Source organism: Sphingobacterium siyangense, from assembly GCF_023277505.1.
Taxonomy (GTDB): Bacteria; Bacteroidota; Bacteroidia; order Sphingobacteriales; family Sphingobacteriaceae; genus Sphingobacterium; species Sphingobacterium siyangense.
The window spans coordinates 2,233,637-2,259,117 of sequence record NZ_CP080574.1; the positions used below are offsets into that span (position 1 = coordinate 2,233,637).

Genomic DNA, 25,481 nt, shown 5'->3' on the forward strand with positions numbered 1-25,481 from the left:
ATCAGAAATGAAGAAGACTTTTTTTTGTATTGATTCGCATACCTGTGGATGTCCCGTGCGATTGGTGGCAGGAGGAGCCCCATTATTACAGGGGAATTCCATGATGGAGCGCAGGTTGCATTTTATACGTGAGTACGATTGGATCCGTATGGGATTGATGTTTGAACCAAGAGGGCATGACATGATGAGCGGCAGTATGCTTTATCCGCCCTTTGATCCGCAAAATGATATTGGTGTCCTTTACATTGAAACCAGCGGCTGCCTGCCGATGTGTGGACATGGAACGATCGGTACGGTGACGATTGCCATTGAGGAGGGGCTCGTTCAACCTAAAGTTCCCGGAAAATTAAGGTTGGAAACTCCGGCTGGACTTGTACATATCGATTATGTTCAAGAGGGACCTAAGGTGAAAAGCGTAAAGCTTACCAACGTCAAGTCATTTTTATATGCTGAAGCCTTAACGGTCGATTGCCCGGATCTAGGCAACATCAGCGTTGACGTTGCCTACGGTGGAAACTTTTACGGCATTATTGACCCGCAGACTAATTTTCAAGATATCAGTTCCTATTCAGCCAGCCAGCTCATTCATTATGGAAAAATAATCCGGCAGCTGCTGAACGAAAAATATTCTTTTGTTCATCCCGAAGATGCTAATATACATGGATTGACTCACATCCAATGGACAGGGGATCCTAAACTCCCCAACTCGTCGGGACGCAATGCGGTACTGGTTGGCGACAATGCATTGGATCGTTCACCATGCGGTACAGGAACTTCGGCCCGTATGGCGCAATGGTATGCTAAAGGGAAACTCAAGAAAGGGATGGAGTTTGTACATGAAAGTTACATCGGTTCACAATTTACCGGTAAAATTGAAGCTGAAACAACCTTCGATGGTAAACCGGCCATTGTCCCATCCATCGAAGGCTGGGCACGGATAACAGGTTATAATACCATTTTTTTGGATGATGAGGATCCTTATTTTGGCGGTTTTCAGGTGATTTAATAGTTCAGGTGATTTAAAAAATTAATAAGAGAAGAGCAACGTGAAAGAAAATAATAGAGGTACGGTTGTCGTCGTTGGTGCAGGAATTGCAGGACTTGCCTCCGCCTATTACCTTGTAAGAGACGGATGGGATGTGAAAATCCTCGAAAAAAATACCTTGGACAATAACTGTTCTTATGGCAATGCCGGCATGATTGTCCCCAGTCATTTTACGCCCTTGGCTGCCCCCGGTATTGTAGCGCAGGGGATAAAGTGGATGTTCAATAGTAAAAGCCCTTTTTATGTACGGCCTTCGCTCAATCCACGAATGATCAATTGGGGATTGAAGTTTTTAAAACATGCTAATCGCTCACACGTAGAACAGCATGCGACTGCAATACGTGATTTGAATCTCTACAGCAGCAGATTATATGATGAATTGGCGCAGGAAGAAGGGTTTGATTTTGAACTGAAGCAGAACGGGATCCTGATGATGTATAAATCCAAGGAACTGAAGCATGAAGAAATTGAATTGGCTCATCGTGCTCAGGATCTTGGACTTGATGTCGATATTCTGGAGGGAAATGCCGTTCAAGAGCTGGAACCTAATCTGAAGCTGGATGTTTTAGGTGCTATACTTTATCGCTGTGACGGAAAATTATATCCACCAAAGTTAATGCGGCAATTGATTCAATATTTGAAAGCTGCAGGGGTCGCTTTTTTCGAAGAAACTGAGGTCAGTAAATTTATAACAGCCGGAAATAAGGTGAAAGAGGCGGTCAGCAACAAAGGAAGTTTTCAGGCGGATGCTTTTGTCTTGACTGGTGGCGCTTATTTGCCGCAGCTCACATCAAAGTTGCACGTAAATACGCCGCTTATGCCAGGAAAAGGGTATTCTTTTATGTATCAGCCCGAGAAAGAGAACACATTGAATCATGCGGCATTATTACTGGAGGCTCGTGTTGCTGTAACACCCATGAACGGCCAGATCAGATTCAGTGGAACGATGGAATTGGGACCAGCAAATGACAAAATTTATGAAAATCGTGTCCGCGGAATTGTAGAATCCATCCCAAAATATTATCCGGAATTGAAGGTTGATTATCCGAGCGAAAAAATATGGTATGGTTACAGACCCTGCTCGCCTGATGGATTGCCCTATCTGGGAAGATTGAAAAAATTTGAAAATGTCCTAGTTGCCGGTGGGGGTGGTATGATGGGCTTGAGCTTGGGCCCTGCCTATGGGAAAGTTGTTGCAGATTTATTGGCAGGACAGAAAATAGAGTCTGAAATCACTGGTTTTAGGCCTGATCGTTTCGACTGATAAAATTATGATATAAACCAACACCCGAATTATGAATCGTTCTTTTTCTTTTAAAGCCCCCAAAACCTTGTTTTATGGACTACTCTTTCTATTCCCCGTTTCCATGTATGCACAAAAGATGAAATTATACGACCATACAACCCCTATAGAGCCTTATATTGTACAATATGGGCATGATGTTGAGGCGATCAACTATTTTTATGGCCCTATGCCCAAAGGCTGGGGTAATCAGCAGGCTGCCGCTTCGCCCGAACAAGTAGCACGTCTCCAGCGTTTGGATAACGAATATTTGAATAAGCTGGACAAGTTCCCCTATGAAGAACTCGAAACATCGGGGCAGGTCGATTTTATCTTATTGAAGCGCAAATTAAAAAGTGATCTCCTTTCATTGAAAGAAGATGAGTCGAATTACAACCGCTTATCCGTGTATTTACCTTTCGCACAGCGAATTTTTGCACTTGAAAAGGAACGCCGTAGGGGGAAGCGTCTGGCAGGAGAAGATGTTGCGAAAGAGCTGACGCTTGTTGCCGGTGAAATCGATCGGTCAATAGCTGCTCTACAGGAAAAGACCAATATTCCTTATTCAGATGTTAACTTTCTGGTTGCCTTATTAAATTCACTGGACTTAAGGATCACCAGCACCTTCGATTTTTATAATGGATACGACCCTGAATTTACATGGTGGGTACCCACCATATTTCAGCAAGTGAAAAGCAAGCTCTCGGATTATAAGGACAAATTGGCTGCAAAAAGTGATTGGAAAGTGTTTGATGACGGTAGTCAGATTGCTGGTTGGCCTATTGGGGAAAAAGAGATAAACCGAAGACTCAAAGCAGAAATGATCAGTTATACCGCTGCCGATCTTTTAAAATTGGCCGATCAGGAGTTTAAATGGTGTGAGGCCGAGTTATTGAAAGCGAGCCGTGAAATGGGGTTCGGCGATGATTGGCGGGCTGCACAGGAAAAGGTTAAAAACTCCTACGTACCCATTGGACAACAGCCGGAGCTCATCATGAGATTGTATAACGATGCGCAGCAATTTATTGAACAAAATAAACTCATGAATATTCCTGAGCTGGCAGACGAGACTTGGGGTATGATCATGATGACACCTGAACGGCAGCGGGTCAACCCTTTTTTTACAGGCGGACGGGAAATTAGCATATCCTATCCGACAAACACGATGGATCAGCAGGCGAAATTGATGAGTATGCGTGGCAATAATCCTTATTTCTCCCGTGGGACAGTCCAGCATGAATTGATTCCTGGTCATCATCTGCAATATTTTATGAATAGGCGTTACAAGCCTTACCGCGAAGAGGCATTTAATACGCCATTTTGGACGGAAGGATGGACATTGTACTGGGAACTGCTGTTGTATAGCAAGGGATTTGCAAAAACTCCAGAGGAGCGGATCGGGATGTTATTTTGGCGCATGCACCGCTGTGCAAGAATAACCTTTAGTATTAAATTTCATTTAGGGGAGTGGACGCCGCAGCAATGCATAGATTACCTGGTAAACCGCGTGGGATTTGAGTCGGCTAATGCGCATGGTGAAGTAAAGAGATCGTTTGAAGGTTCCTATGATCCTTTATATCAGTTGGCCTATCTCGTAGGCGGCTTGCAATTGATGCGGATCAAAGAGGAGGTCGTAGATCAAGGGAAAATGTCATTTGCGGAATTCCATGACCGTGTGATCAAAGAAAATTATCTGCCGATGGAAATGTTGAGAGCGATTATCAAGGGCGAGAAGTTAAAGCCCGATTACGAGACAAATTGGAAGTTTTATCATTTTAATAACTAGGTGTTTATGAGTGAGTCGAAACAAGCTTTTCAAAAGTCCCTCGGGTTGCTGGATGCCACTATGCTGGTGGTTGGAAGTATGATCGGTTCTGGGATTTTTATTGTATCTGCGGATATCGCTCGTAACACGGGTTCTGCGGGTTGGATGATGGTGGTATGGCTGATATGTGGTTTTATGACATTGACTGCAGCGTTGAGCTATGGTGAATTGAGTGCGATGTTTCCAAAGGCAGGAGGGCAATACATCTACCTTCGGGAGGCTTATGGGCCTGTGTTGAGTTTTGTATTTGGCTGGACATTTTTTGCCGTTATACAAACTGCGACAATAGCTGCTGTGGGGGTTGCTTTTGCGAAATTTACAGCCTATCTCTTCCCTTTTATGGATGAAGATGTTTACCTGCTAGAATGGTCAGATTATCGGGTATCGGCAGCGCAGCTGCTGGCAATTGCCGTCATTATTGTATTAACCTATATTAATTCAAGAGGCGTAAATAGCGGAAAGCGTGTACAGACATCCATCACATTGATCAAGATCGGGAGTCTGTTGCTCTTGTTGCTCTTTGGCTTCCTGGCTTTGAAACATGAAGTTTGGACTTGGAACTGGGACAATATATCACTTTGGTCAATGCGCCGTTTAAATACGGATGGAACGTACGCATCTTATGATGGATTTTCAGCAATGGGCGCTTTTTCTGCGGCTATGGTCGGTGCGCTCTTCAGCAGCGATTCCTGGCACTCATCTTCCGCAGTAGCCGGCGAAATTAAAAATCCACAACGTAATATCGGCTTGAGTCTTGCATTAGGGACTTTACTGGTTACCGTAATCTATCTTCTGACTAATTTGATGTACACCGGCATATTGCCTTTGGAAGCTATGGTCAATGCACCAAAAGATCGTGTAGCCATGAGTGTCGCTCAAGAAGTTTTTGGCCCATTTGGGATAACTATTATAGCTATTATGATCATGATCAGCACCTTTGGCTGTAATAATGGGATCATCCTGGCAGGAGCGAGGGTGTATTATTCGATGGCCAAAGATGGTTTGTTTTTTAAAAGGGCAGGTAAGCTCAATGCGCATGCGGTACCTGCCTGGGCACTCTGGATACAATGTGTCGCTGCGTCAATATGGTGTTTAAGCGGAAAATATGGTGATTTATTGGACATGATTACCTGTGTGGTCGTTATATTTTATGTACTCGCGATTGCGGGTATTATTCGTCTCCGTATCACACGTCCAGATTTGAACAGACCCTATAAAGCATTTGGCTATCCTTTTCTTCCCATTCTTTATATTCTGATGGGACTTGCCTTTATTGGGTTGATGGTGATTTTCAAACCCAATTATACCTGGCCGGGCATTATCATTGCACTATTGGGTATCCCTATCTATTATTTAATCAATCCTAAGCGAAGAAAGCATGAAGTTTCTTAGTACAGCGGTTTTGTTGTTGTCGGCACAGTTTCTGTTTGGTCAGGGAACTTTGGCAGATTATACACGTGCACAAAACTTAAAAAAACAATTGACCAACAAAATTGAAAATCTGCCCGGCCAGTTTTATTGGAATGATAAGGGAGATCTCTTTTGGTATGATCGAAATACGTTGCAGGGAAAAGAGTATATTTTGGTCAATCCCCAGGCAAAAACAAAAGAACAGCTGTTCGATCTGACGAAAGTATTTTCGTTAGTGGATGAAAAACTGGGGCGGAAAATCGAAAATCGTGTTATTTCCAATGATCAGATAAAATTGCTGGACCAGGATCAAGTGTCGCTCGATATCGCGGGCTACCTGTGGATCTGGAACCGCCGTTCCTCGCAATTAAGCCAGGGCGCTGCAAGTGGAAATAAAGAACGAAATATGCGATATTGGGGGCAGCGTGAGCAGGGAAATGCCTATCGGGAAGTCGAATCTCCAGATAAAAAATATGTGGCATTTATCCGCAATAATAATGTATTCCTGGCAAAAAAGGGAAATACAAACGAGGCGCGACAAATTACCTTGGATGGCAACACGGCAAATTATTATAGCAATGATATTCAATGGGCACCAGATAGTCGTAAGCTGGCTACAGTAAAAACTCAAAAAATAGAGATCAGGCAACTGACGCTTATTGAATCTTCTCCCAAAGATCAGCTGCAGCCTAAAATTCAGACACGCGATTACGTGAAGCCCGGAGATGAGCTTGCGCAAAAACTACCCATTTTATATGATCTTGAAAAAGACCGACTGTCGGTGTTTGATGCTGCGCTCATACCAAATCAATTTTACCTTTCGGATCTTTCCTGGCGCGATGACAGCAGAGCATTTACCTTCGAGTATAACAAACGGGGGCATCAAGTCTATGGCGTTATGCAGATGGATGCAAATAGCGGTACCTCGAGTTTTCTGATTCAGGAGCAGAATAAGACCTTTATTGATTATAGCGGTAAGAAATACCGGGAGGATCTGGCCGATGGAAAGGAGATTGTATGGGCCTCTGAGCGTGATGGATGGAACCACCTGTATCTCTATGATGGAATTACTGGTAAAGTAAAGAACCAGATAACGAAAGGAAACTGGGTTGTTCGGAAAGTTGTGCATGTTGATGCTGAAAAACGAACGGTTATTTTCGAAGGCAGCGGAGTGAATGCTGCAGAAGATCCCTATTTGGTCCACTATTACGCTATCGGTTTAGACGGAAAGGGCTTAAAACTGCTGACCGAAGAAAATGCAAATCATCAAGCTTTTTTCAATAAAGACTATTCGCAGTTTGTGGATACGTATTCCCGGGTCGATCAGCCGCCAATTTCAGTATTGCGCGACAAAAATGGCGGTATTATCATGGAGTTGGAGAAAACAAACAGTAGTCTGCTCGAAACTACAGGGTGGCGTGCACCGGAGGTTTTTAAAGCCAAGGGACGTGATGGCGCAACGGATATCTGGGGGATTATTATTCGGCCGACGAATTTTGATCCCGCTAAAAGCTACCCTGTCATCGAATACATTTATGCGGGACCGCATAGTTCTTTCGTACCAAAATCATTTTACAGCAACCCGAGCGGGATGTATGAACTCGCTGAATTGGGCTTTATTGTGGTGCAGATCGACGGGATGGGGACCTCAAATCGTTCGAAGGCTTTCCATGATGTCTGTTGGAAAAACCTGAAAGATGCGGGCTTTCCGGATCGAATTGCCTGGATGCAGGCCGCGTCAAAACACTATAAATACATGGATACCGGCAGGGTAGGGATCTATGGCACATCTGCTGGGGGGCAAAGTTCAACCGGAGCGCTGTTATTCCATCCCGAGTTTTATAAAGTTGGCGTTTCCTCCTGTGGTTGTCACGATAACCGAATGGATAAAATATGGTGGAACGAGCAATGGATGGGCTGGCCTGTCGGTCCTGAATATGCGGCTAGCTCCAATATTGAAAATGCCGCTAAGCTGGAAGGAAATCTTTTGCTGATTGTTGGAGAACTTGATGACAATGTGGATCCTTCATCCACTTTCCAATTGGTTGATGCTTTGATCAAAGCGCGTAAGAATCATGATTTTATCATGGTTCCTGGAATGGGGCATTCTTCCGGGGGAGATTATGGTGAACGAAAAAGAAGGGACTATTTTGTAAAACATCTTCTTGGCGTAGATCCGCCTGCCTGGAATCAGTATTGATCTTTTATCGGAACAATGATCCGCTAATGTAGGCCTATTACCTGTTTTTCCTGAAAGTGTCTGATCGTATTGGTCAGAAAGAACTTTCTGCTTCTACTGCTGTTAGTGTCTGCGAAGCCATAGAGGTTTTATTCCAAATGGGGAATATATATGAAACGATAAGAACGGTTCAAAAATACAGCGCCCCGGAAAGTAAATTGCTTTCTGGGGCGCTGTGTTTATTTCATGTTGGTAACATTGAAGCTGTTTTTATTCGACCAATACGCCGACATAATAGTTAAACGTATCAATATCGATATTCTCTTTCGTTAAACCGGCTACTTTAATCGGTCTGAAACGTTGGTCCAACTGGATAAGTTCTCTTTTTTGACCTTTTACGCCAATATGTATGGGCATATGGAAGCCTTTGACTTCGCTGATCCAGCGGCCTAATATTCTGCCTGAAGGATCTTGTTTGATTTCTAGTGTAGGAATGGCAGCATGTTTTACATACTGTTCAAACACTTTCAACAGGTCTAGACCGGACTGCTGGCTTACGTAGTTGACAATATCATTATAATCGACTTGTTGATGATAAAACTTGCTGTTTAATCCGCGGAGAATATTCCGCCACTTTTCATCATTGTCGATCATCGTACGGATCATGTTAAGCATAACACCGCCCTTGGGATACATATCCCCAGATCCTTCTTTATTTACGTGGTAGGGGCCCTGGATGGGGCTATCATTTTGGATCCCGCTCCGGATACCATGGGTGTAAGCCTGGCTGGCTTCCTTACCATAGAAATAGTCGATAAATAAGCCTTCGGAATAATTAGTGAAGCTTTCGTGAATCCACATATCGGCCAGATCAGCTGAAGTAATATTGTTGCCAAACCATTCGTGACCAGATTCGTGGACCACAATAAAATCCCATTTATGTCCCCAGCCGGTTCCAGACGCATCCCCGCCGCGATAGCCATTCTGGTAATGGTTACCGTAGGCGATGGCACTCTGGTGTTCCATGCCGGTATGGTAGGTTTCAACAAGCTTATAGCCATCTTCATAGAATGGATATGGACCAAACCAATGTTCAAAGGCTTCTAAGGTCTGTTTGGCGTTTTTTTGAAGATGGGCTTTTTTTTCTGCCGTATCGTTTTCGCGCAAAATATAGTAGTCTATATCCAATGGTCCTTTTTCACCTTTGTATTTTTCCTTGAAATGAACGTAGTCGCCGATGTTGATGGCGACATTGTAGTTGTTGATCGGATTGGCAACTTTCCAGTGATATTTGGTGTAACCATCCTTCATCTTTTCTACCTTGACCAAACGTCCATTGGATACATTCATCACCTCTTTTGGGACAGCGATCGAAATCAGCATACTATCCACTTCATCGGATTGATGGTCTTTGTTTGGCCACCAGACACTCGCACCCATACCCTGGCAGGCCGTGGCCACCCATGGCTTTCCATTGCTATCTTTTTTCCAGTCAAAGCCGCCGTCCCAGGGAGCTTTGACCGCTTCTGTAGGATGGCCTTCGTAATATACCGTAAACTCTTCCTGTATTCCTTTCTTGATAGTTGCAGGAAATTCGACAAAGACAGCATTGTGTTCTCTGGTAAAGGAAAGTTCTTTCCCCTTATATACGACTTTGTCTACGTTGAGATTTGCAAAAAGATCAAATTGCAGGCGATTAAAATCAGTTGTGGCCTTGAAACGGAAAAGGTTTGAACCCGAAATAAACTTATTGTCTATATCTACCTTAACATCCAAATGATAGTATTGGATATCGTAGCAGGTTCGCAGCGGCGACAGGTATCCGCGCAGTGAATCCGCTCTTGTGAATTCATTTTTTTCTTTCATCAGCTGGGCCGCCGATTGCTGTATGCCTGCGGTCAGCAGACCACAGGTTCCCAATGCATATAATAATATTCTTTTCATCTGTAAATGATAACTATTCGGTCTATCTTCCACCCGGAGGGCAATGTAATTTTAGATAGTTTGTAAATAATGTTTTTAAATGCTCATGCGTACCTTGTCCCTCGCTGATCGAATGGCTGCGGTTGGGGTAAGACATCAACTGGAACTGCACATTATTTTTGATCAGTTCATTGATCAGGACTTCTGCATTTTGATAATGCACATTGTCGTCTCCGGTTCCATGGATATAGAGTAAATTACCTTTGATGTTTTTTGCATATTTCAGCGGAGAGCCGTTTTCAAAGTCTGCAAGATTTTCTTGGGGGAGGCCCATGTAGCGTTCCTGGTATACGTTGTCGTAAAGTAACTGATTTGCTACAGCTGCAATAGCAATACCCGTTTTATAGATTTGAGGATATTGTCCCAGTAGGTTAAGCGTGCTTGATCCGCCACCGCTCCAGCCCCAGACGGCCACACGTGAACTGTCGACAAAAGGCCATTTCAGGATTTCTTGTGTTGCCGAAGCCTGGTCGCGAATATTGAGCTGCCCGATATTGCGGTAGATGCTTTTTCGCCACAAGCTGCCTTTAGGAGCAGGAGTTCCGCGATTATCCAAAGAAATATAAATGTAGCCATCCTGCGCCATATTTCCTTTATATAAACTGTTATAACCTGCACCAAAATTGTCTAATACAGTTTGTGATGCTGGTTCGCCGTAGACCATAAAGACGACAGGATACTTTTTATTGGGATCGAAATCAAGTGGTTTTACCATCCAGCCGTCTAACTCAATACCGTCGGTTGTTTTAACTTTAAAAAACTCGGCAATACCATCGCTGACTTTTTTTTCACGTTTAAAATCAAAGTCTACGAGTACTTTGTGTGTTGGTAACTCAATAACGGCATTGTGTTTTAAGGTTGCCCGGTTGCTAAAGCTGAAGATGGCAATTTTACCGTCTTTTGAAATATCATAATCGCAGGTGCCTTCGTATGAGGCCGGGGTCAGTCTTTTTGGAATTCCGCCTTTCGTTGATACACTATACAGATACTTCTGCGTTGCATTGCTTGGAGAGGCGGTAAAATAAATCGTTTCATTTTTCGGATCGAAAAAGTCAAGATTGATCATATCATAGTCCGCTTTCATAACCAGCTTCTCGTTGCCCGATAAATCAATCTGATAGATTTTGCGCCATCCGTCCTTTTCCGAGACCCAGATGAAGGCCTTGCCACCTTGAACCCAGTCCCATCCCGAAGGATCGTTGTTGTTCCATCGTGCTTTGATATCAATCCACGAGTCGCTTTGCTCCTGATGTATGTTTTGCGCTTTATTATCGGAGAGAGCGACGGTATAGATTTTGCTCTCATTCTGTTTTCTGTTGAGTTGCTCTAAGATAACCTGCTTGCTATCAAGACACCATTCCATGCGAGGGATATAGTGCTGGTTGGGATCTCCCGGGATATTCAGCATGGTATTTTTTCCAGTGGCGATTTCATAGGTCCATATCGAACAGGCACTCGGCGATTGTCCAACTTTAGGATACTCTACAGGAATGGTATAGGAGTAGAGACTATCTGTATTGTTGATCATCAGAAAATTACGGATGTTGCGGGCATCAAGCTTCCAATAAGCAATGGAAGTACCGTCCGGCGACCAGCGGAAACCATCTTTACAGCCAAATTCTTCCTCGTAAACCCAATCGAAAGTACCATTGATTAAACGGTCTGTTCCATCTTTGGTAACGGAAACGATGCTGCCACTGGTGAGATCTTCCACGTAAACATTATGGTCGGCTTTATTGACGTAGGCGACCTTATCTGCTTGCGGGTTAAACTTCGCAAACATCAGTTGTGATGCCGGGAATTTTTGGCCTAGTTGCTGCAGCTGATTGGTCTTTTTGTTGTAAACCCAATAATCGCCTCTTGTATTCTCGCGCCATACTCTTTTGCTATTGGTATAGATCAAAATAAGCTCCTTGTTTTTGGAAATGGAAAAATTTTCGACTTTCAAGGCTGCTGTTGCGCCTTTCGGAATAAGCGATTGCTGTGAAAGGAAGATGGAGCGCACCCCATTTTTGGGGTTGACCATTTCTATTCCCTTGTCGGAAAATTCATAATATTGATCACCATGATCTGTCCAGAGTCGCTGCGCAAAAAGGGAAGCTGGAACCTGAAAAATCAGTATTAGAATAATAAAGATCGACTGTTTAATGCTGTTCATTTGTTTATCTGTTTGAGTTACCCCAAAAGAATTTAAGTTTACTTTTTGGGTTTATCATTATGTGAGTTGTTCGTTAATTAATCAATTGGATTGTCTTTGAGTTGATAGATCTCCTGAATCTCGCGTTCAAGGTATTTTCCTAAACGACGGTATCCATCTGTTTCAATAAGATAATTATCTTCAATACGAACCCCGCCGAAATCGAGATGTTTTTTTAAGAAATCATAATTGATAAAGTCCCTGTGTAAATTTTGCTGTTCCCAAAGCTGCGTTAATTCAGGAATAATATAGATGCCGGGTTCAACGGTTAGCACGTTGCCAGCCTCCAATTTCTTACCTAGCCGCAGCGATTTGATTCCAAAAGTCTCGGTATCTTTTGGCTCAGCTTCAGTATAGCCAACATATTGTTCACCAAGATCCTCCATATCATGCACATCAAGACCGAGCATATGGCCTAGTCCACATTGAAAGAAAAGCGCATGCGCGTGATTCATGACCGCATCCTGTGCGTTGCCTTTCATGAAGCCGGTTTGTATAAGTCCGTCTACAAGCGCTTCACAGGCTTTTAAATGTATTTCTTTAAAACGTATTCCGGATGTCAGCAGCTGCTCTGCAGATTTAAACGCATGTAAGACAATCTGGTAAATTTCCTCCTGTAAAGCCGTAAAACGTTTTCCTACGGGAAAGGTTCTGGTCAGGTCCGAAGCATAGCCCATGGCCGTTTCTACGCCCGAATCATTGAGCAGGAGATCACCTTCATAAAGCTGGTGAAATTGCATATGATTGTGCAAAATTTCACCCCGTTTTGTGACTATCGGCGGATAGGAGAAGGAGGTTCCTTGATCTTGCGCAAAATGTTGCATGGCATTGCTGATCTGATATTCGTAAAGATCAGGTTTTGTCATTCGCATAGCAATGCGGTGCATATCAACAGCAATATCTACGGCTTTTTCTAATTCGATAATTTCTTCTGCCGTTTTGATACTTCTCTGGGCAACGACAGCTTTAATCAAAGCCACAGAGGGCTGGAGCTGATTTGCAGGACGGCCGGTTAGCTGCTCAAGTAATAACTTATTATGCGACTGATAAGGAGGAAGGTAGTGAACATCTTCCTGTTTTCCTTTGTTAAGATAGTCGAAGAGTTGATTGAAAGGCAGGATTTTGCTGATACCCGAAAGGTCAGCCTTTTCAGCTAAAGTCTGCTGTTGGCCCATCCACACAATATCGTCAATGGTCATTTCATCACCAAATAGTATGGTCTCGTTTTTTTCAGTGTCCAATACAGCCGCCAAACGTGGGCTTTTGATACCGATATAATATAAAAAGCTACTGTCTTGACGGAAGGGATAGGTATTGTGCTCAAAATTGATCGGATTTTCAATGCTGCCTAGCAAAAGAATTTTGCCAGTTGTGATCTTTGATAACAGATTATTTCGGCGATTAAGATATATTTCTTTTTTGAACATAAGTTTTGGGAATTATTTGAAGTTGGATTGTCTACTTAGGTGCCTATTGTCTGATACGAATATCGTAAAATTTATGTGCTTCAAAATGATTTATTTAAAAGGTCTCTCTTTAATGTGTAGTGTTTGTTCTTGTTACAAATGATATGCTTTTCGTTTTTACACTAATAAGGATCAAAAACGAAATTTAATAAAGTTCAATCTTTCTATTGAATAATAATTATCACAATTTATCAAAGTCTAATTGTATTTTAACCCATTTTTTCACTATAAATGGATTTTTTTTGTGAATTCTCAGTTTTGTGTGGAGTATTATTAAAGGATTATTAAATATTGTCGAATTCTAAACATATTTTGGTATAGTATTTTTATGTTTTATTTGAAAGTAGTGTTGTTGCTTTGGAGTTGTTATATTTATGTTAACTAAGCAGTAACATAAACTAAACAAACCTATGAAAACGCTCCAATTTAATGTGCCGACCATGCGAGGACAAAGTCTGACAATACAAGAAGATGTTTTAGAAACTTTTTATCCTCATTTTCATCGACATCAAGAAGCTCAATTAATGTGGATAAAACAAGGTAAGGGAGTTTTGATTGTGGAAGATACCTTACATCCTTTTAAAGAAAATGATATTTTCTTTTTGGGGGCGAATCAACCACATGTATTTAAGTCAGCCTCCCAGGACGGGTTTTCAAATGAATCTCGCTCTGTTTCCATTTTTTTCGACCCAAATGGAAAGCTTAAATCCCTATTTTCTTTGGAGGAATTTGAATCGCTGAATCAGTTTATTTATAATAACGCGAGAGGGTTTAAGGTCCCCGATTCATATTTTCCCCAAATAGCAGAGCGGGTTTGTTTATTAAAATCTGCGGACCAAATGGACAAATTGATGCATTTTTTCTATCTATTGCGATCTTTGGCAAATATATCCCGCGAAACAGAGGCACTCTGTAATGAGAGAGTAGAGGTGATTTTTGATGGAATTCATGCTTCAAATCGAATTAATATTATCTGTAACTATATCCGGGAACATTATCGGGATGAACTTACCTTGGAAGATGTTGCTGACCATGCCAATCTTACGCCACAGGCATTTTGTCGATATTTTAAAAAGCATTGCGGTGTTACCTTTGTCACCTACCTCAATAGAATAAGAGTCAAGGAGGTTTGTAACCAGTTAAATGAGGATCACTTGGATAGCGTTTCTTTTATTGCCTACAACTGTGGGTTCAATAGCATCACTAATTTTAATCGGGTTTTTAAACAAATCGTAGGCTGCAACCCGAAAGAGTACGTGCAGCAGTATAAACAAACACTTTACTCTGTTATTTAGTATAGGAAATTCCAATGAGGGTTTAGGCCTGGCAATAAAGTGGAACAGGGCTACTACCGATTTGGAAGCTGTTAAAGTGAAAGATCTGGTTTGCAGCGAGGCAACTTCGGTTGTCTCGCTGTTTTTTATAGCCCTTAAATCGCATCAGGAAATCGATATTTTGTTTACTACATTTTGAATTCAAATGTGCGTTTAAGACAGTTAGAATGTCTTCTCTTGTTGCCGACCAATAGTGGATCCCGTTCCATACACTGCAGACCTTTTGCAGGTAGCTAACTACCAGTTAACTCCACGACCAAGCTTAGGAATACCAAAGAGATCTGTAACATGCAAGAATGGTAGGACTGAATTAATATAATTTTTTCGACGCAACTATGAATCAAATAGGTACTAATTTATCTCTTTTGACAGTGCTTGTTCAGTGCTCGTTCAGTGCTCGTTCAGTGCTTGTTCAGTGATGACTCAGTGTAGACTGAATAATCAATGACTAATCACTGTCTAAAAATTGATTGAAAATTGTGAATAGTTATACGTTGGTATACGTATGTATCTGCTCTAGTGTTTATCTTAATTATCTATAAGCACAGGACCGTGGCAATGGTTAAAAAGACGGTATCTTTTATTCCACGGAATATGCTCTCCAGTTTGCTGTTCTCGTAATGCGAGGAAGCGGGATTAAGCTCATCTAAATACATGTGAGATTGTTGTCTAGCGATCTACTTCCAAAAATAAGGTTAAAGTACTTCGGGTATCAACAAGGACGGTGATCCAAAAAAGCAGACATACAAATAGCATTGGACGAAAAAATGGGCATAAAAAAAGGTTTTCAAACGGGGAGAATGAAAACCTTAAATAACCAATTATAAACCTAAATTATGATAGTACAAAGATAGTGTGTTTATTACACTTTGTCAAGAGTTATTTCAAAAAAAATTAAATCTTTTTGAAAATGATACTCGAATTGTGCCCGCCGAAACCAAAAGCATTGCTCATTGCGGTCTGAACTGTTTTTTCCAGCGGTTGATTGACGACAATGTGAATTCCCTCGGGAATCTCGGGATCGATATTTTCGATATTAATTGTTGCCGGAAGTACATTATTGTTGATGGATTTTATGGCAATGATCGCTTCGATAGCGCCGGCTGCCCCAAGTAAATGTCCTGTCATTGATTTTGTAGAACTGACCCATAGATTATTTAGATTTCCAAAAGCTCGTTGTACGGCTTTAAGTTCGGCGATATCTCCAACTGGCGTTGAAGTCGCGTGGAGATTTAAATAGTCGAGCTCATCGGTATTAATTTTAGCCTCCTCCAAAGCCAGAGACATGGCTTTTGCTGCGGCTATCCCTTCGGGATGGGGTGAGGTCATATGGTAAGCATCTGCGGTCATCGAAGCTCCGACAAGCTCCGCATAAATTTTTGCGCCTCTTTGCTTGGCATGTTCGTATTCTTCCAAGATGAGTGCTCCGGCTCCCTCACCCATAACAAAACCATCACGATCACGGTCAAAGGGTCTGCTTGCAGTCTGGGGGCTATCATGCCGGCTCGACATGGCTTTCATGGCAGAAAAGCCGCCAACTGAAGCCGGGGTAATGGGGGCTTCGGAACCGCCGCTTATAAAGACTTTGGCTTTGCCGAGCCTAATGTAATTAAAAGCGTCCATAAAGGCCGTATTGGATGTGGCGCAAGCCGATACGGTGGTGTAATTGATTCCTTTTAAACCATACTTCATTGAAATCATGCCAGAAGCCATATTGACGATAAGTCTAGGAACAAAGAAAGGGCTGAATCTTGGTTTGTAATCTCCTGTTACGTAGCCTTCTACCTCTTTTTCGAAAGTTTCCATACCGCCCTGGCCAACACCCCAGATGACACCGATATCAAATGGATCTATAGCATCGAGATCTAGTCCCGAATCTTCCATTGCTTGCGCTGCACTGTATAAAGCATATTGCGTAAAGAGATCACTTCTTTTAATCTCATTTCTATCTAAGTATTTTTCAGGTTGAAAGTGTTTAATTTCACTTGCAATCTGTGTTCGAAACAACGAAGCATCAAAACGGCTAATAACCGTTGTGTGGTTTTCGCCCCGCAAAATGTTATCCCAGAATATGTCTATGTTTTCTCCCAGCGGGTTAATTGTTCCCATGCCAGTTATTACAACTCTTTTCATCTCTTTTTATTTTAATATAAACTTATAAATATACCAATTGGTATTTGTTTTTGTAAAAAAAATTAAGCCGTGATCTCCCGATCCACCATTTCCTTCATTTTATCCAATACAATGGCAAGATCTTTTCCTCTGCCTGAAATCTTGGAAAGCAAGATTCCGCCTTCGACCATCGCCATAAAGGTGATGGCATAATTTTCAGCAGAAATATGCTGTTTAAATTCGCCGTTGGCAACTCCTTCTTCAAGAATTAGGATTAGCCGCTGCCTCCAAAGGTCAAACGAACGTCTGACTTTGGGGGTTAAAAAAGATAGCGAATCATCGGCCTCTACGGCCGCATTCATCATCGGACAGCCTCCTGAAGCTGCGATGTTTTTGAAATTATCTTTGTAAAAATCAAAAAAAGACAATAGCTTCTTTAAGGATGTTTTTTGTTGAGTAATCTGTTGATTAACAGCTTCTGATATTTTTCTGCTCTGATAGGTGTAGACATGGGTAGCTAGGTCATCTTTGTCTTTGAAATTACCATAAATACTTCCTTTTGTTAAGCCTGTTGCGGTAGTGATGTCCGAGAGCGAAGTTGCAAAGTAGCCTTTTTTATTAAAGATGGGCGCAGTCTTTTCAATGATATATTGTCGTGTCTGTTCTGCTTTTGACATGTAATTCCTGTTCTTTTAATGCAAATATAAAAAATACTTTTTGGTATATTAATAATTTCTGCAGGAATGCCTTAGAAATCGGTTTTATTTCGCCTTTGAAATGCGATAGGTACAGCGGGGGGCATTTTCGATGATGTATTCTGTTCTACAGATACGATATGCCGGACCGATGAGTTGCTGAAAATTATTCAGTTCTGAACGGCAAAATCCCTGACATTCGGTTGCTGCTGCACATATCGGACAATGATTTTCAATGAGAAGATAATCGTCAGCCTCTTTTTTCCATTCTGCCATATAACCTTCCTCCGTTCTTTTTGCGGCTATAACTTCAAGTTTTTTTTCGATGGATTCAATATCCGATAGTGCGTCAGTATATTTTTGATATACTTTAGACTCCCGATCACTGATAAGTAGATCCAAAGCATTCTCGCCAAGCACTTGTTTAATCGACTGCAACAATTGTACTGTAATGTCGGCGTGACTATCTGGAAATCGTGCAATGCCCTGCGGTGACAGACTGTAATAAGTCGAAGGGCGGCCTATACCTTCGCTCCGGGCATTGGAGACGATCAGGTTTTGATTCGCGAGGTTCAATAAATGTTTACGGGCCCCTTCTTTTGTTATAGCCAACTCTGTTGCAATCAAAGCTGCAGTGGCTTCTCGGCGCATTTTTAATAACATTAATATTCGATCAGCTGGATTCTTCTGCATTTGACAATAAAAAAGTTGTTTTATAGAACATCAGCAAAGATAGTGTTTTTATTTTTTGTTCTAAAATGTATTTAAAACATAGGTTTATTCTTTTTGATCTAATTTTATGACTTTAATAAAACAACTTTTTAGTTGTTTTATTAAAGTTGATTCTCTAGTTTTGACTTATCATAAAAACAATAAAACTATGCACAAATTTCAATTACCCCAGTTGGGATATGCCTATTCGGCGCTTGAACCATATTTTGATCGCGAGACCATGACGATTCATCATCAAAAGCATCATCAAGCTTATGTTGACAATCTAAATAAGGCATTGGAAGGAACAGCAAGCGAAGCTGACGATCTATTGGATATATTAACAAGCGTAAGTAAATATGGCCCAGCAGTCCGCAATAACGGCGGCGGTCACTTTAACCATACGCTATTTTGGGAAATTTTATCGCCCAATCCAAAAACGGTCCCCACAGGGAAGTTAGCCGATGAGATAAACGCCGCCTTTGGTTCTTTGGAAGAGCTCAAAGCCAAGATCAAAAATGCTGGACTTGGGCAGTTTGGTTCGGGCTGGTCTTGGCTGTATGTAAAACATTCTGGTGCCTTAGCTATCGTAGCTACTCCCAATCAGGATAATCCGTTGATGGATACACAATCGATCGGCAGAGGTTTCCCTATTTTGGGGGTCGATGTTTGGGAGCATGCGTATTATTTGAAATATCAAAATAAAAGAGCCGATTATTTGGATGCATTTTGGTCGCTTTTGGATTGGTCTGTTGTTGAACAAAAATACGATGCTGTGATTGCAGGTTTGGTTTGATATGTTTATCAATAAAGTTGAAAACACGGGTATATTGGCTTTAGATCTAATTGATTTTAAGACCGATCTTGCTATCCTAAGTTTTGACATCAAAACATTGTTGTATAAGGAAGCAATCGTTAAAGAAAAAGAATTCAGAGAAGCTTTGGCGGCGGTGGACTGGTCTGCTTTTCGAAATAAGGCGGTTGCCATTAGCTGTTCTGTGGACGCAATTATCCCGCCTTGGGTCTATATGGCCCTGGCGGAAAAACTTCATCCTGTTGCAGCGTATTACGATTTTAAGGCGATGGAGGATTTGGAAATAGACCTATGGATGCAGGCTTTACAAGCGATAGATTTGTCGCATTTTCAGCAGCAAAAAGTTGTCATAAGGGCCCGTCCTAATATTCCGGCGTCACTTTATATGTTAGCGACAGAACGATTGATTCCTATTGTCCAGACGTTGATGTATGGTGAGGTTGGTATGCCAAAAGTTGTTTTTAAAAAAGGGAAAGTATAATGAAAGCATTAATATTCAATGGTGCCTTGGAAAGAAGGCAAGAATCTACATCGGGAAAATTGTCACACTATTTTTCCGACCAACTGAACCAAAGGGGGGTTGAAAATACTATTTTTAATTTGGCTGATAGCGGAATACCCTTATTTGATTTGAGTCTCAATCGGGTGCCCAATGCGGTCAAGATTATGAATAACTTATTTCTTGAGGCAGATATACATTTTTGGTTGTCTCCGCTTTATCATGGAAGTATTCCCGGTGTCATGAAAAATTGTTTGGATTGGCTTGAAGTCAGTGCTAAAAATAAACCGGCTTACCTGACGGATAAACATATCGGACTGGTTTGTTGGGCCGATGGTGTGCATGCACTACAGGGTATTAATGCAATGGATGCTATCGCGAAGTCGCTCCGCGCCTGGACATTGCCCTTTAGTGTGCCCATCATGAAATCTGGGCTTTTTGAGTCCGACAATCCAAATGTGCTGTCTTCGGCTTACCAGTGTAAGCTGGACTTGCTGATCGATATTGCTACGAAAAAGAGTAGTGAATCTCGTTGATAAAAAGGCCTCTCGGTAATTCGAGAGGCTTTTTTATCAACGAGAGATGTTTTAGCCTATATTTAAATAGATTAGCCAAACCCTATATGGAAAATTAATTTCAAAAAAGTAGAAGAATATCTTTAGCAATTCATCGCGGAGATATATCTTTGTTTTTTGGACCCGCCATTTGATTACGCGGTTTTCCGACCTATATTTTCTATTGTCGACTTTGAAGAAGCCTCATCGACGGCAAATTTAGAGGTAGAGAGAAGTCTTTGACCACCATAAGACTTTCTTGTTACATATTATGAAACCATTGGCTGAAAAGGCCCCATTTAGTTTAATTGTTTAAATGATTAAGATATTGGATTAATGATGTTTCAGTTGAAAGAGTTAACGAAGATAATTGCCTTTTTTATAGCATACTTTACTGTACATGTTGTAGCTGCACAGAGTTTTTTGCCATTGGATGAAAATAAATATCGATCTGACGCGGAAAAGTTATTGCTGTCGAGTTCGGAGGACAGTGTGAAAGCAATGCAGCATTTTTATTTGGCAGATTACTATAGATTTAGAGATACGACCAAATTTTGGGATCATATGCAACAGGGGGAGCGGTTAGCCAAACCGTTCAGGAGCTTACAGGCGATGGGGGCACTTTACAAAAGCTTTTATTATGGGCAATTTCTGGATAGTAAAAATGCAGGAGTTGAAGCCCAACGATGTGTAGACCTCCTTGGAAATGCACAAAAGCCTTTTCAGCAGGGGCTTTTGGCCAAAGCTTGGTATAATCTAGGCTTAATTCGATTTCCTAAAAAAGGATTTGCTGATTTTCTGGATATCCTTAACGGGAAGTGTCTGCCTTATGCGAAAGCACATGATCCCATCATGGAAGGTAGTATAAATACGATGATCGGCATGACGTTTATGTCGTCCAATCAGCTTGCAAAAGCTGATGAATACCATCAATCGGCCATAAAACAGCTCGAGCAGCAACCGCCGAGTGCTGCACTTGTGGTGGCTTATCTCAATACAGTCAGTAATTATTGCTATCAGGTGAAATCCAAAGAAGCAAGAGTACTGTTGGACAAAGTCAAACAGCTCCTGAACGATTACCCGAATTCTTCTCAATTACCCAACTACTATTACAATGAAGCGCTTTATTTTACCACAAAGCAACAGACTGATGAAGCCCTTCGCCTGTTGGATATCGGTTTGGATTGGTCGGTGAAAATGAACAATTGGAAATTATTTCAGATGATGCGGTTCAGAAAGTTTAATGTGTATCTCTTGCAGAAAAAATATGCTGATGCTAAACTGCAGTTGGAGGAAATCGTGAAAAATGGATTATTAACGCGAGATCTTTACAACAGTAAAATTGTGTACAGTCAACTGGCGGGTGTGAATGAGCTAATGGGTAATTATCAGGATGCGCTGAAGATGTCCAATATGGCAAATAAACTATCCGATAGCATTCAGAAGGTCCAATTGCTGGAAAAAATGAATGAGATGGAGACAAAATATAAGACCGTTGAAAAAGAAAAAGAAATTTTGAATCTACGCGCAGAAAAGGAGCGTAACCAATTTCGGATTTTTCTCGTTTTGGGTATCGCCGTTTTGCTTTTTTGTATTGTGCTTTTTATTGCTTTTTTCTATCGAAAACAACGGAAGCTCAATACACAGATTCAGCTCAACCACGAAATCGTGTTGGACAAATTGGAAAAGGAAAAACAGCTGCAAATTTCGGAATCGATGCTCAAGGGGGAGGAGCAGGAACGTCAGCGTATTGCCCAAGATTTGCATGATAGCATAGGTGGTATGTTGACCGGTTTAAAATTTAAGATTGCCGGCGATGTAGCAAAGAGTACACTCTTGACGGATGAAGTGCCGCAGAAGTTGAATGATATTTTAGGCGAAGTAAGGCGGATATCCCATAATCTAATGCCCGAATCGTTGCGTCAGTTTGGATTGATAGCAGCATTGGAGCAATTGTGTATGGCAATGAAAAATAGTCATGTTTCGATCCAATTTGAAAACTACGAACCTGAATTGAAGGTGGATTTTCAAAAAGGATTGGCCATATATCGAATTGTTCAAGAGGCTATTTCAAATGCGCTAAAGTATGCAAACGCAGATGCAATTATCGTTCAGGTAAGTAAATCGGACGAAGTACTGCATATCCTCGTTGAGGATAATGGCAAAGGCTTTGATTCCGCTGTGTTAAATTATGGATTGGGTTTAAATAATATGGTCAATCGGGTGAAATGGATCAATGGATCAATTGATATTCAGAGTAAGCTTGGATCCGGAACTCAAATCGAAATTGGTGTTACTGTTTAAAATAGGCTGAGTCATGAAGATAATTGCAGTGTTAGACGATCATCCTTTATTGTTGGAAGGTGTTGCCTCTTTTCTCAATAATCAGGATGGGTATCTTGTATATCCCTTTTTGGAAGAGATTGCGTTAATTGAATTTTTAAAGGTCACGAAAGCGGATCTGTTGTTGCTGGATATGCAACTTTTGAATACCAGTGGAGTGGAGGTATGTGTGCGGGTAAGGAAGTTGTTCCCTATGACCCCTATTGTCGCATTAAGTAACTTGGCAGATGGCAATCTCATTTTTCAGTTTATGCAGGCTGGTGGAAATGGCTATATCTTAAAGGATGTTAGCAACGAAGAATTTCTGGGCTGTGTACAGCTCGGACTGGACGGCAAAGAAGCAATTTGTGATCGGGCGAAAGAACTTTATCGTGGTGCAATTGCTACGATCAGCAGTTTGCCCAGGCTTACACAGCGTGAAAAAGAGATTTTGACGTTGATCTCCAATGGACTTACCACGAACCAAATCGCCGAGCAGTTATTTTTAAGTCCAGTTACTGTGGAGACGCATCGGCGCAATCTCCTGACTAAATTTAAAGTTAAAAATATGATTGAACTTGTACAGCTTGCGATGAAACATAAGTTGTTGGGACTCGAATAGAGACCGCTCTTAGTGTTCACCGTAACCGACGTCATCAAGCTTACCTTTGAAGACCCTAAATTGGATAATAAAATATGCAACCACCAGAATTGCTGCAAACATAAACCAGCCTAAACCTACTGAAAGACCATATTCGTGCGCTGCTGCATTTTGAATCGTCAAGGAAGGATTGACCTCATTCGTTGAAGGCAATAATATAGGGAACATGGAAGCAACGGTCGTGGCAAAGCTCCCCAATATGAACAGGGATGAAAATAGGAAGCCAATACCATCTTTCTTAAAGGTCTTAATCCAAAATTGTCCAACTAATCCAACGGCAGCAATCAAAGGAAATATCCACAGCCAATAATGATTTTGAAGATTGTTTAAGGAGATGGGTTTCACATAATGCCATACATAGGCCGATAGTAGGACGAGAATAAGCAAGACAACGTTGAGTTTAAAAACAATATTCTTTAATCTGGTATTTAGTGTGCTGGATGTTTTCAGAATGACCCAGCCTGCGCCGTGGATTGTTAATGTAACGACGGCAACTAAACCTAATATGATGGTGAACCAGTCTATAATGCCTTGATGTTGGGCTAATGGGTCAAATGTCGGATTCCAAAGTGCTAAAAAGAAATAATGTGGCTCTTGGGTCGATACACCATTTTCTACCATACCTAGGTTTACTCCGCGAACGACATTGCCTAGGGCAGCGCCAAAGAAAAGTGCCAGCAACAGGCTTGCTAGACCAAAAGCTTTATCCCATAAAGCCTCCCAAAGCCGATGGTGAACCTGACCTCTGAGTTCAAGACTTATCGCTCTAAAAATGAGCAGCCATAATACAAGCATGAGCGGTAAGTAAAATCCACTGAAAGAGGAGGCATAAAGTGTTGGAAAAGCAAAGAACAGGACACCGCCGGAAGCGATGAGCCAGACTTCATTGGCATCCCAAAACGGCCCAATCGCGTTAGTAACAGCTTTTTTCTCCTGTTCGGTTTTAGCAAAGAATAGATGGACAATTCCCGCCCCAAAATCGTACCCATCGAGTACGATATAAATTCCCAGCATGAAAGTTAATACGATAAACCAGAATATTTCCATAGCTAATTAGGTTAATGCAACTGTCATTTCAGGACCTTTTCTAATGATCTTCAAGACTAACATCAGAAATAACAAACCCAAAAGAATGTATAAACCGACGAAGCCGAGAAAGGTAAATAATGTATTTCCAGAAGATACGGTAGGTGATACACCGTCTACCATGCGCATGAGATTATAAACTAGCCAAGGTTGTCGTCCCAGTTCCGCCGTATACCAGCCAGCAGTATTCGCGATGTAGGGGAAAGGAATCATAAACATAATGATCCACAACAACCATTTCGTTTGATACAACCTGTTCCGCCAGAGCAGTAGTGCTCCAAGGACCATAATACCAATGAATATGGTACCCAAACCTACCATGATGTGGTAACTGTAATACAGTCCGGGCACGTTGGTTGGATGTAAGGACTGGTCAAATTCATTTAATCCCTTAATTTCTGCATCCCAGCGCTGGTAGGTCAGGAAGCTCAATACATTCGGTACGGCTATCTTATTGTCCAATTTTTTGTTTTCCATGTCCGGTTGACCGATCAGAATAATCTCTGATCCGCCTTTCTCAGTTTTGAAAATTCCCTCCATGCCAGCAAAGGCTGCTGGCTGATATTTGACTACGTTTTTGGCTGCAAGGTCTCCTGTAGGAAACGCCAGCATAACGGAGGAAATAGCGCCAAAAATAACACCGCTTTTAACGAATATCTTTCCAAACTTACTATGCCTGTCACTTAACAGATAGAAGGCTCCAATAGAAGCAACGAAAAACGAGCTGGTCACCAATGAAGCGGCTTGATTATGTAGATAAGATGGCCATAACCATGGATTACTGAATAATGCACTAAAATTGTTCAGTACAAATTTGCCATTTTCAAGAATCTCATACCCAACAGGATGCTGCATCCAGGAATGCGTGGCGATAATCAGGAAACCACTGGCCCAAGATCCAATAAAGACCATGAGTCCAGATAAAAAATGGAGCTTATGCCCCAGCAACTTTTCTCCAAAAAGAAACATCCCCAGAAATGAAGATTCCAGGAAAAAGGAAAACATACCTTCCATGGCTAAGGTCTGTCCGATAATACCACCGGTAAGTTCAGAAAATTTGGCCCAGTTAGTACCAAACTGAAATTCCATGGGAATGCCTGTCACAACGCCCATGGTGAAATTAAGCGCAAAGATTTTCATCCAAAACTTGGAAGCATGGTTGTAGTCTTCATTTTTTGTTTGCAGAAATTTCCATTTGAAATAGACGATCATTAAGGATAAACCCATGGTCAATTGAGGGAATAAATAATGGAATGTAATTGTAAATGCGAACTGAAGTCGATTATAGAGAATCATATCTTCCATG

At 41.6% G+C, this 25,481-nt stretch carries 19 protein-coding genes; 11 read left to right on the forward strand and 8 right to left on the reverse strand.

What is annotated here, in order from left to right; translation table 11 throughout:
* The first annotated feature begins 7 nt into the window (after positions 1-7).
* The 5 genes from K2F45_RS09070 to K2F45_RS09090 are packed head-to-tail and all read left to right on the forward strand — an operon-like array spanning position 8 to position 7,762.
* Complete coding sequence (locus K2F45_RS09070; protein WP_248933350.1) at positions 8-1,006, forward strand: 4-hydroxyproline epimerase; 999 nt, start codon at positions 8-10, stop codon at positions 1,004-1,006.
* Positions 1,007-1,046: 40 nt separating this feature from the next.
* Complete coding sequence (locus K2F45_RS09075) at positions 1,047-2,309, forward strand: NAD(P)/FAD-dependent oxidoreductase (protein WP_248933351.1); 1,263 nt, start codon at positions 1,047-1,049, stop codon at positions 2,307-2,309.
* A gap of 31 nt (positions 2,310-2,340) precedes the next feature.
* A complete protein-coding gene (locus K2F45_RS09080) occupies positions 2,341-4,113 on the forward strand; it encodes a DUF885 family protein (protein ID WP_216640452.1) in 1,773 nt (590 codons plus the stop codon).
* Between the two features lie 6 nt (positions 4,114-4,119).
* Positions 4,120-5,544, forward strand: coding sequence for an APC family permease (locus tag K2F45_RS09085; protein WP_075991859.1), 1,425 nt, complete (start codon positions 4,120-4,122; stop codon positions 5,542-5,544).
* Positions 5,531-7,762 (forward strand): S9 family peptidase, encoded by a 2,232-nt coding sequence (locus tag K2F45_RS09090; RefSeq protein WP_248933352.1) that lies wholly within the window; start codon positions 5,531-5,533, stop codon positions 7,760-7,762. Before K2F45_RS09085 ends, K2F45_RS09090 begins: the two co-directional genes overlap by 14 nt.
* A gap of 249 nt (positions 7,763-8,011) precedes the next feature.
* On the opposite strand, the gene K2F45_RS09095 is transcribed toward K2F45_RS09090, so the two are convergent.
* From K2F45_RS09095 to K2F45_RS09105, 3 genes are all read right to left on the reverse strand, one after another.
* On the reverse strand, positions 8,012-9,685 hold the full coding sequence (locus tag K2F45_RS09095) for a M1 family metallopeptidase (RefSeq protein WP_248933353.1): 1,674 nt from the start codon (positions 9,683-9,685) through the stop codon (positions 8,012-8,014).
* A 22-nt stretch (positions 9,686-9,707) separates the two neighbouring features.
* Entirely contained in the window at positions 9,708-11,882 is a 2,175-nt protein-coding gene (locus K2F45_RS09100; protein ID WP_248933354.1) for a S9 family peptidase, read from the reverse strand.
* A gap of 77 nt (positions 11,883-11,959) precedes the next feature.
* The gene (locus K2F45_RS09105) at positions 11,960-13,348 is read right to left on the reverse strand and encodes an aminopeptidase P family protein (RefSeq protein WP_248933355.1); all 1,389 of its coding nucleotides are present in this window, start codon (positions 13,346-13,348) and stop codon (positions 11,960-11,962) included.
* Positions 13,349-13,797: 449 nt separating this feature from the next.
* Between K2F45_RS09105 and K2F45_RS09110 the strand changes: the two genes are divergently transcribed.
* Positions 13,798-14,682 carry an AraC family transcriptional regulator gene (locus K2F45_RS09110; protein WP_075991864.1) on the forward strand — a complete coding sequence of 295 codons (885 nt, stop codon included), beginning with the start codon at positions 13,798-13,800 and terminating at the stop codon, positions 14,680-14,682.
* A gap of 933 nt (positions 14,683-15,615) precedes the next feature.
* On the opposite strand, the gene fabF is transcribed toward K2F45_RS09110, so the two are convergent.
* From fabF to K2F45_RS09125, 3 genes are all read right to left on the reverse strand, one after another.
* On the reverse strand, positions 15,616-16,854 hold the full coding sequence (fabF, locus tag K2F45_RS09115; protein ID WP_248933356.1) for a beta-ketoacyl-ACP synthase II: 1,239 nt from the start codon (positions 16,852-16,854) through the stop codon (positions 15,616-15,618).
* Positions 16,855-16,916: 62 nt separating this feature from the next.
* Positions 16,917-17,510: a TetR/AcrR family transcriptional regulator gene (locus tag K2F45_RS09120; RefSeq protein ID WP_248933357.1), complete on the reverse strand. Its 594-nt coding sequence runs from the start codon at positions 17,508-17,510 to the stop codon at positions 16,917-16,919.
* An 84-nt stretch (positions 17,511-17,594) separates the two neighbouring features.
* Positions 17,595-18,179 carry a helix-turn-helix transcriptional regulator gene (locus K2F45_RS09125; RefSeq protein WP_248933358.1) on the reverse strand — a complete coding sequence of 195 codons (585 nt, stop codon included), beginning with the start codon at positions 18,177-18,179 and terminating at the stop codon, positions 17,595-17,597.
* A 229-nt stretch (positions 18,180-18,408) separates the two neighbouring features.
* On the opposite strand from K2F45_RS09125, the gene K2F45_RS09130 reads away from it, so the two are divergent.
* The 5 genes from K2F45_RS09130 to K2F45_RS09150 all read left to right on the forward strand — a co-directional run bounded on the left by K2F45_RS09130 (position 18,409) and on the right by K2F45_RS09150 (position 23,050).
* Complete coding sequence (locus tag K2F45_RS09130; RefSeq protein WP_248933359.1) at positions 18,409-19,035, forward strand: superoxide dismutase; 627 nt, start codon at positions 18,409-18,411, stop codon at positions 19,033-19,035.
* Position 19,036: 1 nt separating this feature from the next.
* Complete coding sequence (locus tag K2F45_RS09135) at positions 19,037-19,534, forward strand: DUF2480 family protein (protein WP_248933360.1); 498 nt, start codon at positions 19,037-19,039, stop codon at positions 19,532-19,534.
* On the forward strand, positions 19,534-20,088 hold the full coding sequence (locus K2F45_RS09140; RefSeq protein WP_248933361.1) for an NADPH-dependent FMN reductase: 555 nt from the start codon (positions 19,534-19,536) through the stop codon (positions 20,086-20,088). The genes K2F45_RS09135 and K2F45_RS09140 overlap by 1 nt, the downstream gene beginning before the upstream one ends.
* Positions 20,089-20,442: 354 nt before the next feature.
* Positions 20,443-22,410 (forward strand): sensor histidine kinase, encoded by a 1,968-nt coding sequence (locus K2F45_RS09145; protein WP_248933362.1) that lies wholly within the window; start codon positions 20,443-20,445, stop codon positions 22,408-22,410.
* A gap of 13 nt (positions 22,411-22,423) precedes the next feature.
* Entirely contained in the window at positions 22,424-23,050 is a 627-nt protein-coding gene (locus K2F45_RS09150; protein ID WP_248933363.1) for a response regulator transcription factor, read from the forward strand.
* A gap of 9 nt (positions 23,051-23,059) precedes the next feature.
* Here the strand turns inward: K2F45_RS09150 and cydB are convergent, their stop codons facing one another.
* Both cydB and K2F45_RS09160 read right to left on the reverse strand, forming a co-directional pair.
* Positions 23,060-24,136: a cytochrome d ubiquinol oxidase subunit II gene (cydB, locus tag K2F45_RS09155; protein WP_248933364.1), complete on the reverse strand. Its 1,077-nt coding sequence runs from the start codon at positions 24,134-24,136 to the stop codon at positions 23,060-23,062.
* A 6-nt stretch (positions 24,137-24,142) separates the two neighbouring features.
* The gene (locus K2F45_RS09160) at positions 24,143-25,480 is read right to left on the reverse strand and encodes a cytochrome ubiquinol oxidase subunit I (RefSeq protein ID WP_248933365.1); all 1,338 of its coding nucleotides are present in this window, start codon (positions 25,478-25,480) and stop codon (positions 24,143-24,145) included.
* Between the last annotated feature and the right edge of the window lies 1 nt (position 25,481).